Annotated in this window: 13 protein-coding genes; 6 read left to right on the top strand and 7 right to left on the bottom strand. The window is 67.6% G+C overall.

What is annotated here, in order from left to right:
* The coding region (locus tag ACWDTF_RS11185; protein ID WP_449754373.1) for a transposase at window positions 1-670 on the top strand (670 nt) is incomplete at its 5' end.
* 72 nt (window positions 671-742) lie between these two features.
* Here the strand turns inward: ACWDTF_RS11185 and ACWDTF_RS11190 are convergent.
* Both ACWDTF_RS11190 and ACWDTF_RS11195 read right to left on the bottom strand, forming a co-directional pair.
* Window positions 743-1,978 carry a lipase family protein gene (locus tag ACWDTF_RS11190; protein ID WP_374246807.1) on the bottom strand — a complete coding sequence of 412 codons (1,236 nt, stop codon included), beginning with the start codon at window positions 1,976-1,978 and terminating at the stop codon, window positions 743-745.
* Window positions 1,979-2,114: 136 nt separating this feature from the next.
* A complete protein-coding gene (locus ACWDTF_RS11195) occupies window positions 2,115-2,999 on the bottom strand; it encodes a hypothetical protein (protein WP_433257379.1) in 885 nt (294 codons plus the stop codon).
* A 12-nt stretch (window positions 3,000-3,011) separates the two neighbouring features.
* Here ACWDTF_RS11195 and ACWDTF_RS11200 point away from each other — a divergent pair, with 12 nt between their 5' ends.
* The gene (locus ACWDTF_RS11200; protein WP_240857355.1) at window positions 3,012-3,497 is read left to right on the top strand and encodes a DUF1801 domain-containing protein; all 486 of its coding nucleotides are present in this window, start codon (window positions 3,012-3,014) and stop codon (window positions 3,495-3,497) included.
* Here ACWDTF_RS11200 and ACWDTF_RS11205 read toward each other — a convergent pair.
* From ACWDTF_RS11205 to ACWDTF_RS11215, 3 genes are all read right to left on the bottom strand, one after another.
* Complete coding sequence (locus tag ACWDTF_RS11205) at window positions 3,481-4,440, bottom strand: EamA/RhaT family transporter (RefSeq protein ID WP_449754374.1); 960 nt, start codon at window positions 4,438-4,440, stop codon at window positions 3,481-3,483. The two genes, ACWDTF_RS11200 and ACWDTF_RS11205, sit on opposite strands and share 17 nt — an antisense overlap.
* A gap of 189 nt (window positions 4,441-4,629) precedes the next feature.
* Window positions 4,630-5,898, bottom strand: coding sequence for a serine--tRNA ligase (gene serS, locus ACWDTF_RS11210; protein ID WP_240857357.1), 1,269 nt, complete (start codon window positions 5,896-5,898; stop codon window positions 4,630-4,632).
* Window positions 5,899-5,908: 10 nt separating this feature from the next.
* On the bottom strand, window positions 5,909-6,334 hold the full coding sequence (locus ACWDTF_RS11215) for an ankyrin repeat domain-containing protein (protein ID WP_449754375.1): 426 nt from the start codon (window positions 6,332-6,334) through the stop codon (window positions 5,909-5,911).
* 49 nt (window positions 6,335-6,383) lie between these two features.
* Here ACWDTF_RS11215 and ACWDTF_RS11220 point away from each other — a divergent pair, with 49 nt between their 5' ends.
* The gene (locus tag ACWDTF_RS11220; protein WP_449754376.1) at window positions 6,384-7,745 is read left to right on the top strand and encodes a septum formation family protein; all 1,362 of its coding nucleotides are present in this window, start codon (window positions 6,384-6,386) and stop codon (window positions 7,743-7,745) included.
* 4 nt (window positions 7,746-7,749) lie between these two features.
* Window positions 7,750-8,100 carry a metallopeptidase family protein gene (locus ACWDTF_RS11225; RefSeq protein WP_240857360.1) on the top strand — a complete coding sequence of 117 codons (351 nt, stop codon included), beginning with the start codon at window positions 7,750-7,752 and terminating at the stop codon, window positions 8,098-8,100.
* Window positions 8,101-8,579: 479 nt separating this feature from the next.
* Here ACWDTF_RS11225 and ACWDTF_RS11230 read toward each other — a convergent pair whose 3' ends face one another.
* Both ACWDTF_RS11230 and pheA read right to left on the bottom strand, forming a co-directional pair.
* Window positions 8,580-9,239, bottom strand: coding sequence for a histidine phosphatase family protein (locus ACWDTF_RS11230; protein ID WP_240857361.1), 660 nt, complete (start codon window positions 9,237-9,239; stop codon window positions 8,580-8,582).
* On the bottom strand, window positions 9,239-10,216 hold the full coding sequence (gene pheA / locus ACWDTF_RS11235) for a prephenate dehydratase (RefSeq protein ID WP_449754377.1): 978 nt from the start codon (window positions 10,214-10,216) through the stop codon (window positions 9,239-9,241). The genes ACWDTF_RS11230 and pheA overlap by 1 nt, the downstream gene beginning before the upstream one ends.
* Before the next feature lie 165 nt (window positions 10,217-10,381).
* Here pheA and ACWDTF_RS11240 point away from each other — a divergent pair, with 165 nt between their 5' ends.
* On the top strand, window positions 10,382-11,167 hold the full coding sequence (locus tag ACWDTF_RS11240; protein WP_240857363.1) for a DUF2470 domain-containing protein: 786 nt from the start codon (window positions 10,382-10,384) through the stop codon (window positions 11,165-11,167).
* A gap of 41 nt (window positions 11,168-11,208) precedes the next feature.
* Window positions 11,209-12,015, top strand: coding sequence for a CPBP family intramembrane glutamic endopeptidase (locus ACWDTF_RS11245; RefSeq protein ID WP_355279471.1), 807 nt, complete (start codon window positions 11,209-11,211; stop codon window positions 12,013-12,015).
* The last annotated feature ends 11 nt before the right edge of the window (window positions 12,016-12,026 follow it).

Consider the following 12,026-nt stretch of genomic DNA (forward strand, 5'->3'; position numbering starts at 1 on the left):
CGCCGATCTGTCGGTGCGGCAGCTACGGCGCAAGATCCCGTCCCTGATCCCGGCGCTGGAAGGCCGATTCAGTGACCACCACGCGTTCCTCGTCGGATTCCACCTCGACCTGATCGCCACCCTCGATGAGCGCATCGCGCTGATCACCGAACGCATCGAGGAGGCGATGGCCCCCTTTCGAGCCGTCCGGGAACTGTTGATCGAAATCCCGGGCATCTCGACCGGCACCGCCGATGTGATCATCGCCGAAACCGGAGGCGACATGAGTGTGTTCCCCAGCGCCGATCATTTGGCGTCGTGGGCCGGGGTCGCGCCCGGGCACCACGAATCGGCCGGCCGCCGAAAATCGGGGAAAACCCGACACGGTAACCGCTACCTCAAAGGCGCCCTCGGTGCTGCGGTGCTATCCATCGCCCGACACCCGGGCACCGCCCTGCACGCCAAATACAAACGGCTGGCCAACTCCACCAACCCCCAAAAAGCCATCGTCGCTCTGGAACGCACCCTGCTCACCATCATCTGGACCATGCTCACCACCAACGTCGGCTACATCGAACACGGACCCGACTACTACCAGCGCCGCAACCCCGAACGCACCATGCGTAACGCGGTGCGCGCCCTGGAAAGCCTCGGCCTCGACGTCACCATCACCCCCCGCGAGGTCGCCTAACAGCCCAGCACCACACAGAAAGCGACTATTACATTTCCGCAGCTCAGCGGGGCGGTCACCGAACTCTTCGGATCAGCGGCCGCAACCACCCGCCGGCGCCCCGGCGAACCGCTGGTTGAGGAATCGCTGGGCGTCCACGCTCCACGGGAACAACGCGTCGCTGTGCTTGAGGCCGCGGTATTCCTGAAACGTCGTCGGGAGGCCGCGTCGGCAGTAGGTCGACGCAAGGGCTCGGACGTCCCCGGTGATCATGATCCCGTCACCGGTGGCGTCGGATTTGCCGACGCCCAAGAACATCGGAGCACGCGGAGTGCCGCGCGAACCCATGATGTTCTGTTCCGCGGCCGCGCGCATTCCTGGCACGTTGAGCAGGCTGCCGACCTGCGGGCGCAGCAACGACTCGTCGGTCAGGCCCGGATACTTGCTCGCGAAGTTGATGATGCACTCCCCGCGCACTTGGCTGAGCACCCGAACGCCCTTGGGTGACAGGTACTTCGAGATACCGAGACGGTAGGTCTCGTTGTAGACGGTCATCAGCGCCGGTATGACGCCCGCCCATTTCTGGCTGCCGTCGACATAGGCGAGATTGTGGATCGGGTTGACCACCACCCCACCCGCGGCGGCACCGACAATGTTGAGCTCCGGGGCATAACGTGGCGCGATCTCGGCTCCCCAGCCGGTGGGGACGGAACCGCCCGAATAGCCGTACAGCCCAATCGGAGTGCGGACGGGAGCGCGCAGATACCGCAGCGCCGCGCGCACGCTGTCGAGGGCCGCGTGCCCCGACTCCAGACCCATCGTCCAGCGCAGATTCCGGCCCTCGTAGTCGGGCACCACCACGGTGTACCCGGCGGCGAGCATCCCGGAGATCACCACGGCGTCGAGCGGCGAGTTCGACGTCGCACCACCACGCAGGGAGTACGACGGATCGCATTCGGAGCCGAGTGCGTCGTAGAAGGCGTGATAGGAGATCACCCGGCGCGGTGTACCCGGTCGCGCGCCGGGCGGCGAGATGATGGTGGTCACCGTCGCCGACGGCTTCCCGAACTGGTCGTTGGTGCGATACAGCAACTGCGTTGCCGTGGCCGGCAGCTGGCGCCCACTCAGGCCCAGCTGCACGACGCGGGTCTTCAGGATGGCGCCGGGCGCGCGTCCGGCGATCGGGCCATCCGGCGTGTAGAACGGGTCGGCGGACGGCGGGACCGGTGGCGCTGCACTCGCTGGCGAGGCGACAAGACCGCTGCCGACGAGAAGCGCCACGAAGACCGCGAGAACCGCACTGCGGAGAACCACTCTGGGGAGAACCACTCTGGGGAGAACCACTCTGGGGAGAACCACACTGGGGAAAACCACACTGCGGCAACTACGCCGCGAACCATGAGCCATGGGAAAGATCATTGCGCATCGCCGACGACCGCGTCCGACGAACCTGCCACGCCCGGCCTCACCCGGCCGATTCGACCACCTCGACCACCGGCGACATCGCCACCACCACCGCGCCGATGACCGCGGCGATGAACGCCACGAGCGCCACCGGACCCCAGCCCGCTCGGGTGGTGTCACCGAGCAGCACGATGCCGATCACCCCCGGCACCACCGTCTCACCGACGACGAGTGACGCCGACGCGGCACTCACCGACCCGGTCTGCAGCGCGACCGTGAACATGTAGAAGCCGGCCGGTCCACACAGGACGACCGCGTAGGCGGCCGGGTCGGTCAGGATCGTCGCGAGATCGAATGGATCGACACCGTCTACGATCCGGATCGCCACCGCCATCAGCCCGAACAGCACGCCCCCGGTCAAGCCGGCGAGAACCGCGACGCGAGACGTCATCAGGCGCAACCCGAGCAGCGCGAGCGCAATCAGGCCGAGCGCAACCGCCGGCAACGCCCAGTGCAGCCACCACTCGTTGTTCCGGCCTTCGTCGCCCGCGGCGAACCCGAGCGCCACGAGGGATACCACAACGACACCGATCGCCGTCCAATCCCGGCGGCTCAGCCGCGCACCGAGCAGGATGGTGGCCAGTACCACGGTGACCACGAGGTTCGCGCTCACGATCGGCTGCGCCAGGAACAGCGGGATCAGCCTGGCCGCCACCAGGTTTCCGACGAATCCCAGTCCGTCGAGAGCCAGTCCTGCGAGGAAGGACACCGTGAGCATCGCGGTGATCGTCGAACGCAACGACGGGGCGGCACCACCGCCATGACCTGCCCCGTCGCTGCGCTCGCCCCTATCGTCAGCAACGCTCTGCGCGCCCCTGGCCTGCAACACCGACGCGGTCCCGTAGGCGAGTGCCGCCACGATGGCCGCGACGATCCCGATCACCATGCGCCGATCACCATGGGAGTCAGTATTCACGCCACGCGGTCGTCGGGTGCGGGAGAATCGGGAATTGTGGAACCCTCAGATGCCGACGTCGACCAGTTCATCGCCGACCTGACGCCCGCGTCGCGCCGCGACAATGCGACCAAGCTCTGTTCGCTGCTTCGCGTGATCACCGGCGCGCAGCCACGGATGTGGGGGACGATCATCGGGTTCGGCAGCTGCCACTACACGTACCCGACTGGGACGCAGGGAGATTCACCGATCATCGGCTTCGCGCCCCGCAAGGGCCAGACCACCGTGTACCTGCTCGACGGGGTGGACTCGCACGCAGAGGCGCTGTCGGCGCTCGGGCCGCACTCCACCGGAAAGGGATGCCTCTACCTGAAGAACGTCGACCTCGTGAACCGAACGGTGCTCACCGGGATCATCACCGAGTCCATCCGAAAGGTCACCGACGACGACGTTCCCGGAGTGAGGCTGACCGTCACCGACCCGCTGTGATGTCCTTGTCTGTGATGTCGGTGTCCCGCGGCGCATGCCCGTAGCCGGTCGGCATGTTGGTCACGTCGGCCCGCTCGACCGCGGTGACCGCACTCGACGACGCCAGCACAACCCCACCGACCACGGCCGCGACGAACGCGACGATCGCCACCGGTCCCCAGCCGGCCCGCGTCGTGTCGCCGAGGAAGATGATGCCGACCGCGCCCGGCACCACCGTCTGCCCGACCACCAGTGCTGCCGCGGCTCCGTTCACAGACCCGGTCTGCAGCGCGACGGTGAACAGATAGAACCCGCCGATTCCGCTGATGATCAGGGCGTAGAGGGCGGGGTCGGTGAACAGCGCCGACACCGACAATGGGTCGACGCCGTCGAGAATCCGTGACGACACCGCCATCACGCCGAACACCGCGCCGGCGATCAACCCGGTCGCCGACGCGATGTGGCTGTGCAGAAGTCGCATGCACAGCAACCCGAGCCCGATCAGCAGCGGCCCGCTCACCAGCACCACCCAGTGCATCCACCGCTCGTTGTCGGTGCCCTCGCTGCCGGCGGCCACCGCGAGCAGCACCAGCGCCACGACCACCACCGCGCCCGCGATCCAGTCGCGGAGGATCAGCACGATCTTCAGGACCACCATCGCGAGGAATGCCGTCGCGACCAGGCGGGACGAGATGATGGTCTGTGACAGGAACAGTGGAATCATCCGCGCCGACGCCAGCGTCGCGACGAACCCGATGATGTCGAAGATGAACCCGATCAGGAATGGCAGGGTGAGCATCGTCGCGACCGTCGACCGCAACGACGGGTGCGCCTTCGCCGATTGGCGTCGTTCCTCACGGATGGCGGCGCGCTGCGACACCTGCTCGGCGCCGAGTGCCTGAAGCACTGCGGCAGCCGCGAAGGCGAATGCGCCGACGACGGCGACGACGATTCCTGCGGTCATCTACTGGCCGGGGCTTCCATGTTCGGCGATCACATCAAAACCGTACCGACCTCGCCGCTCCCGCGTACGCGCTCGTCGGTGTTGCGTGATGACCTTCTCAGCATCGTCGGGCCGGCGCAGGCGCGAAGCCCCGCTCACCTCCGATGGCCGAGTCTCACCACGACCCTTGAGGCTCGCTTCGCTCGCGCCTCAGGGAGCGGTAGGGGCGGTCAGCACGTCGGTGCCCACGAACTTCGCGAGTTCCTCCGGTAGCCGCACCGAACCGTCGGGCTGCTGGTGGTTCTCCAGGATCGCCACGAGCCAGCGCGTGGTCGCGAGCGTGCCGTTGAGGGTGGCCGCGATCTGCGGTTTGCCCGACTCGTCGCGGTAGCGCACCGAGAGGCGTCGGGCCTGGAAGGTGGTGCAGTTGGAGGTCGACGTCAGCTCGCGGTAGGTGTTCTGCGTCGGAACCCATGCCTCGCAATCGAATTTGCGCGCGGCCGACGACCCGAGATCGCCGCCCGCGACGTCGATGACGCGGTAGGGCACGTCGATCGCGGCGAGCATGTCCTTCTCCCAGCCCAGGAGTCGCTGATGTTCGGCCTCGGCGTCCTCGGGTTTGCAGTAGACGAAGCCCTCGACCTTGTCGAACTGGTGGACGCGGATGATGCCGCGCGTGTCCTTGCCGTAGCTGCCCGCCTCACGACGGAAACAGCTCGACCACCCCGCGTAGCGCTTGGGTCCATCGGACAGGTCGATGATCTCGTTCATGTGATACCCGGCGAGCGGCACCTCCGAGGTGCCGACCAGGTAGAGGTCGTCGTCCTTGTCGAGGTGATAGACCTCGTCGGCGTGGGCGCCCAGGAAGCCGGTGCCCTCCATGACCTCCGGTCGCACCAGCACGGGCGGGATCATCAGCGAGAAGCCGTTCGCCACCGCCTTCTGAGCCGCCATGTTCAGCAGGCCGAGTTGCAGCAGCGCACCCTGGCCGGTGAGGAAGTAGAAACGCGAGCCCGACACCTTGGCGCCGCGCTCCATGTCGATCAGTCCCAGCGACTCACCGAGTTCGAGATGATCCTTGGGGCTCTCGATGGGTCGGGGTTCGCCGACATGCTCGAGGACCACATAGTCGTCCTCACCACCGGCGGGCGCGCCGTCGCCGACGATGTTGGAGATGGCTCGATGTGCCGCCGCCGCTTTCTCGTCGGCCGCGGTCTGCCGGGCGACGGCGGCCTTCACCTGTTCGGCCAGCGTCTTGCCCTTGGCCAGCAAGGCCGCTTTCTCCTCGCCCTGCGCCTTGCCGACCTGTTTGCCGAGGGTCTTCTGCTCGGAGCGCAGAGCGTCCGCCTCGACGATCGCCGCCCGACGGGTGCCGTCGGCGTCCAGCAGGGCGTCCACCAGGCCTGGGTCCTCGCCACGAGTTCGCTGCGACGCCCGCACGAGGTCTGGGTTCTCACGCAGAATCTTCAGGTCGATCACGACTCAAACCCTACTGGAGTGGCCGGTCACCGCCATCGGGGTGCCACAGCGAGGAATAGTCGTCGCGGCCGAACATCACGGCGGCGTCCGCCGCCGACGGGTGTCCGCCAAAGGGGTCGGCCCCGGCGGCGACCAGGGCGCGCACCACGTCGTCGTGCCCCTTGAACACGGCACCGGCCAGCGGTGTCTGCCCCTTGTCGTTGCCCAACCCGACGTCGGCGCCACGTGCGATCAGCGCCGCGACCGTGTCGACGTGCCCGTGATAGGCGGCCAGCATCACCAGTGTGTCGCCGGACTGATTTCGCAGGTCGACGGGTACGCCGGCATCCAGATAGGCACTCAGCGCGTCGGTGTCACCGGCGCGCGCCATGTCGAAAAGCCGCCCGGCCAGTTCCGCGACGTCGGGGTCGATGTGGTTGTCTTCGGCACTCACCATGGCGAGTGTAGGTGTGGCAACACCGGGCCAACAGGCATGATGGAGTGCGATGAACGACGACGACGAGCGTCGCGACACCGATGACGCACCATCACAGCGGCTCCCCGACGAGCCGACCGAGTCGACTGCCGACGAGCCGGTGAGCGCTGATTCCGAGAATGCGACCGAGCAACTCGGCGACCTCCACACCGACCCACCCGCCGACGATCTGTCTTCCGACGAGCAGACCACCGCGTACGACCTCGGGGACACCACACAGCACGGCGCCGAACCTGGGTACGCCGAACCCGAGTACACGGACCAGCCCGCCGCAACGCCGCCGCCACATGTGTCCGGCTGGCGAGGTGCAGTGGCGCGCAATCCGGTGCGGGTGGTGTTGTCGGCGATCATCATCGGTGCCGTGGTCGCTGCCGTCGTCGCGGTCGCCGCAGGTCTCTTCGACGACAGCGGCAGCGTCGGCCAGAGCGACATCGGTGAAAGTGAACGCATCGAGGACAACGCGTTCGCGAAGTCGGTTCCCGGGGACTGCCTGGATTGGCCGCCCGGGAACCCGGGTCAGCCGGCGAAGGTGGACTGCGCGCAGAAGCACCGCTTCGAGGTGGCCGGGGCGCTCGACACCTCGGTGTTCCCGGGCGCCGAGTTCGGCGAGGACGGTCCGTGGCCGGGCGACGCCCGGTTCGCCACCATCCGCGACGAGCAGTGCCCGGTGATCGTCAACGAGTACATGGCCGGTCGACTCGATCCGCACGGGAAATTCTCCGTCGGCATGATGTACCCGTCGCAGTACGAATGGGAGCGGGGAGCGCGAGCGCTGCGCTGCGGCCTGCAACAATCCGGACCCGACGGCCAGCCCATGCCGTATTCCGGGCGGGTCGCCGATCAGGATCAGTCGCGGGTGTGGCCGGAGGGAACCTGCATCGGGATCGATCGGGCCACCCGAAAGCCGACCGGCTATCCGGTGAACTGCGCTGAGCCGCACGCGTTCCAGACCACCGGCATCGTCGACTTGTCGGTCCGGTTCGGCGACCGCCTGTCGGGCAAACCGTGGCCCAACATCCGCACCCAGAACGACTACCTCTCCAACATCTGTCCCGTGCAGGCCGAACGGTTTGTCGGTGGCAAGGCCAAGTTCGAGGCCACCACTCTCAACGTCAACTCGTCGGTGATCCAGGAGGCGAGTTGGCTGGCCGGCAGCCGCAAGGTGGTCTGCTTCCTGGCGCTCCCCGACAAACGCGGCGGCTTTGCCACCCTCGTCGGCGACGCCAAGGGCGGCGGAGAACTATTGCTGATCAACGGCAAGCGGCCGGTCGCACCACCGCAAGCGCCTCCTGGCCGCGCACTCCCGACCCCGGTTCCGCTGCCGCCGGGCGTGCAGCCGAATCCGCAAGAAGTTCCGGCACCGGCGGGCTGATCGGGTGGCCGTACACATGTCCGACGACGACTTCGACGGGCTGGTCTCCGACGCGCTCGACACCATCCCGTCGGAGCTGACCGACGCCATCGACAACGTGGTGATCCTGGTCGAACCCCATCACCCGGAAGCACCCGACATCCTCGGGCTCTACCAGGGCGTCGCCCTGACCAGCCGTGACCACGACTACGGCGGCTTCCTCCCGGACACCATCACGATCTACCGGGAACCGATCCTCGCGATGTGCAACACGCGCCATCAGGTGGTGCACGAGGTCGCGGTGACGGTCATCCACGAGATCGCCCACCATTTCGGCATCGACGACGAGTGGCTGCACGCCAACGGGTGGGGCTGATCCGGCGGGTTCGGTGATCGGCTCACTGGCCACACCTCCCCGTCGAACGACGACAGGGTTGCATTTCTCAGCTCATGGGGGCGGTCGCCGAACTCTTCGGATCAGCGATCTACCCCGCCGACGTCGTCGTCGATCGTGGAGGCGGGAAGGGTTGGAGGTCGGGGCCACTGGCCCGGATCGGGCCCCTGACGGTGGTCCTCCGGGCATGTGTCCCGGAAGCGAACACTGACGGGCCCGATCTCAGTCACCGTCGTCGGTCGTCGCGTTCCGCCGAACGCGACGCCAGGAACGCGCGCCCACAAAAGTAGGGGAAGAAACTTCTTCCCCTACCCTTGGAGTCCTCCCCCAGAAAATTCTCGCGGATGACTACGAACCCCGGGGAAGAAGTTCGTCCCCTAGATTTTGCGGGCCGCACGTTGACGCATTTCCCCAGGTCAGCGGCGTTGACACCGAACTTCGAGTCAGTCGACCGGAGAGACTCAGCCCATCGGCTCGTCGACCAGTGGTTCGTCGACGCGCCCGAACGGCGCCTGCTCGGCACCCCAGCGATGGACGACCCAGAGTCCGTCGACATATTCGAGTTCGATGCTGCCGGTGTTGCGTAGGTGGGTTGCCGCCGCGAACCGGGAGTCGATGCCGGACAGTCGGGCGGCGACCAGCCGGATCGCCGCACCGTGACTCACCACGTAGACGTCTTGCTGCTGCGGCCCGGTCAGGAATCGTCCGGCGAGATCCTCGACGACGGGCAGGTACCGGTCGTAGACCATGGCCAGCGACTCACCGCCGGGGATGCGCGCGTCCAGATCTCCGTGGTGCCAACGGTCCATCACGTCGCGGAACACGTCGTGCGCGTCGGCGTCCGTCCGGTCTTCGAGGTCGCCGGCCTGAACCTCGTGCAGGCCCTCGACGACCTCGGTGTCGACCTCCCACACCGAGCCGATCAGTCCGGCGGTCTGCTCCGCGCGGCGGGCCACCGAACTCACCAGCACGGCATTCTCGGTCCGCGCGTTCTCGAGCGCGAAGCGAACCCCTTGGCGCACACCGAAATCGGTGAGAGCCGCGCCGGGCAGCGCGGTGTCGAGGCGACGCATCACGTTAGACGTGGTCTCGCCGTGACGCACGAGATGAAGACGAGCCATCAGGACCCGTCTCCGGCGTTGTCACCACGACGCATGGCGTCGAGCCAGGCGCGGGAACCCGAGTGGTCGGGCGGTGGTGACCCGGCGCCGCGATCGGCAGGCCACGAGCCCAGGAACACCACGCGGTCACAGCGTCGTTGCAGGGCGGCGAGCGCCTCGGCAACAGCGTCGTCGTCGATGTGCCCGACGGCGTCGAGGAAGAATCGGTAGTGTCCCGCCAACGTCCTGCCGTAGTCCAGATCGCGTTGCGGTCGCGATTCGATACGCGTCAAATCGACTCCGCGCGAAGCACATTCGTTCATCGCGGCCATCAGGCTGCCCGGCTCGTTGGGCAGGTCGAGAATGACCGCGGTGCGGTCGGCGCCGGTGCGGGCCGGGGGTGGCGCGGGATGCCCGACGATCACGAATCTGGTGGCTGCGCCCTGCGCGTCGGCGATGCCGTCGGCCAGGACGGTCAGGTCCGACAGCGCCGCCGCCAGACCGGTCGTGACCGCGGCATCGGCTTTGCCCGCGGCCACGTCCTGAGCGGCCGCGGCATTCGACACCGACGTCACGAACTCCGCCCCGGGATAGAGCCCTGCCACCGAACTGCGCACCTGAGCGGCCGCCACCGGGTAGGCGGCGACCGTCCGCACCTCTTCCGGTGCGAGCGCGGTGCGAGCGGCGATCGTGAAGGCGATGTCGAGCGTCGTCTCACCGAAGACCTGAACCCGACCCTTGTCGCCGGCGCCGGGCGGGATGAGTGCGTCGGCGGTCGCCGAGACATTTCCTTCCAGCGTGCTCTCGATCGGGACACATCCATAGTCGGCGGCACCGCTGCGCACCATCTCGATGGTGGCGCCCGGACTGGCAGCGGCAACCCGCTCGATACCGCCACCTAGCCTCAGCGATTCGGCGATGCGCGGGGTCGCAAGGGCCTGATCGAGCGCCATCTCGGTGAAGGTGCCGGCAGGGCCGAAGTACGCGAACACGGACACTCCACGACAGTAGTCGACACCTGCGACCGCTCGCCGCGAGGAGAAGATGAACTCCTTCGGGTGCTTTTGTTCATCCTGGCGTTGACTCCACTCACAGTCTCGAATTAGGTTAGGGTTACCTTGCAAGCCCGGCACGGGCGTTTCCGATCCGAGAGAGACACCGACATGACCCGAACCGTCACCGACCGTCCGACGGATGCCGAGATGATCCAGACGGCATGTCGTCGGGTCAGCGACGCGATCCTCGCCGTCGAGGGTGCCGAATCGACCGGGACCGACACCGGTGCCATCGACCCCATCGCGGTCAACGTGGTGCATCTCTTCGAGTCGCAGGCGTTTGTGCTGGTACCGACCGGTGGCGACGCGATGGCGGCGGTGGTCGACGCTCCCGACGGGGTCGCGGCGATGCTGGAGATCACCGATTGCGCACCGATCGACCTGCGCGAACGGGTGCGGTCGCTGATCTGGCTGAAGGGCGTCCTGCACCCGGTTCCGGCCGACCTCGAGCGTGACCTCGCGATCGAGATCGCTGCCGAGCATCCCGACGGCGGCCTGCTCGACATCGGGCACGGCAGTTCGATGCTGCGGCTGCAGATCGACTCCGCGGTGATCGCGAGCGGTTCCGGCGCGGCATCGGTGAGCGCTGCCGAGCTGGCCGACGCCACCCCCGACCCGTTCTGGGAGTACGAGAACGGGTGGATCGCCCACCTCGACGCCGACCACGCCGACATCATCGACCAACTGGTCCGACGCCTCCCGCGGCACCTCCGCAAGGGGCGCATCCGCCCGCTGGGTCTCGACCGCTTCGGCATCCGCTTCCGCATCGAGACCGTCGACGGCGACTCCGACGTGCGGCTCCCCTTCCCCCGACCGGTCACCGACGTCTACGAACTCTCGCACGCACTGCGTTCGCTGGCGGGTTGCCCGTTCATGAACAGCCTCCCCGACTGACCGGCCCCCTGCGGGGATCGCCGCACCGTAATCTGGCCGCCATGGCCCTCTCGCCGCGTGCCCTGTGGAACCCGTCGGGTTCGCACGGCATCGAGGTGATCACCGACCCCACCCAGCGTCGGGCGCTGTGGATCGAACTGGCCATCGTCGGGGTCCTGAGTTTCGGCTTCTCCGCGATCTACGCCGTCCTGTCGCTCATCGAGAGTCAGATGGCCGGCGGTATCGGCGGCACCACGGTTGCCCTCAACCCGAGCCGCTCGGAGTTCGACGTCATCGACGCGATCCGGCAGGTGATGAGCGGGCTTCGACTGTTCGCGATCGCCGCGCTGGGCGTCTACCTGCTGTGGCGCAGCGGCGTCGGGTTCGCCCAGGCCGGTCTGCGTCGTCTCTCGCCCCGCCGCGACGTGCCGCCCGGTCTGGCGTTGGCCGCGGTGATCGGCCTGCCCGGGCTGGCCCTGGTGGCCGTCGCCCGCGCGCTGGGCGTCAACGCTCACCTGGTGCCCGCGACGGCGGACACGTGGTGGCAGTGGCCGGTGCTGATCCTGGTTGCGGTCGGTAATGCCGCGGCCGAGGAGATCATCGTGGTGGCCTACTTCATCACCCGGCTGCGCCAGCTCGGTGTCGGCGAGAATCGCGCGCTCGCCGCGAGTGCGGTGTTGCGCGGTACCTACCACCTGTATCAGGGGCTCGGCGCCGGCCTCGGGAACGTGGTCATGGGCCTCGTGTACGGCCGCTACTTCCAGATCTGCGGACGCACCTGGCCGCTCGTGATCGCCCACGCCGTCATCGACGTCGTGGCATTCGTCGGATATGCCCTGCTCAGCGACCACCTGTCGTGGGTGGGCTGAAGCCTTCTGCC

Source organism: Gordonia sp. NPDC003422, from assembly GCF_053588675.1.

Coding starts and splice junctions, on each gene's coding strand:
- ACWDTF_RS11195 (WP_433257379.1), bottom strand. CDS start 2,999: ATGGTGATCGGGATCGTCGCGGCCATCGTGGCGGCACTCGCCTACGGG.
- ACWDTF_RS11200 (WP_240857355.1), top strand. CDS start 3,012: ATGGGAGTCAGTATTCACGCCACGCGGTCGTCGGGTGCGGGAGAATCG.
- ACWDTF_RS11205 (WP_449754374.1), bottom strand. CDS start 4,440: ATGACCGCAGGAATCGTCGTCGCCGTCGTCGGCGCATTCGCCTTCGCG.
- ACWDTF_RS11215 (WP_449754375.1), bottom strand. CDS start 6,334: ATGGTGAGTGCCGAAGACAACCACATCGACCCCGACGTCGCGGAACTG.
- ACWDTF_RS11220 (WP_449754376.1), top strand. CDS start 6,384: ATGAACGACGACGACGAGCGTCGCGACACCGATGACGCACCATCACAG.
- ACWDTF_RS11230 (WP_240857361.1), bottom strand. CDS start 9,239: ATGGCTCGTCTTCATCTCGTGCGTCACGGCGAGACCACGTCTAACGTG.
- ACWDTF_RS11240 (WP_240857363.1), top strand. CDS start 10,382: ATGACCCGAACCGTCACCGACCGTCCGACGGATGCCGAGATGATCCAG.
- ACWDTF_RS11245 (WP_355279471.1), top strand. CDS start 11,209: ATGGCCCTCTCGCCGCGTGCCCTGTGGAACCCGTCGGGTTCGCACGGC.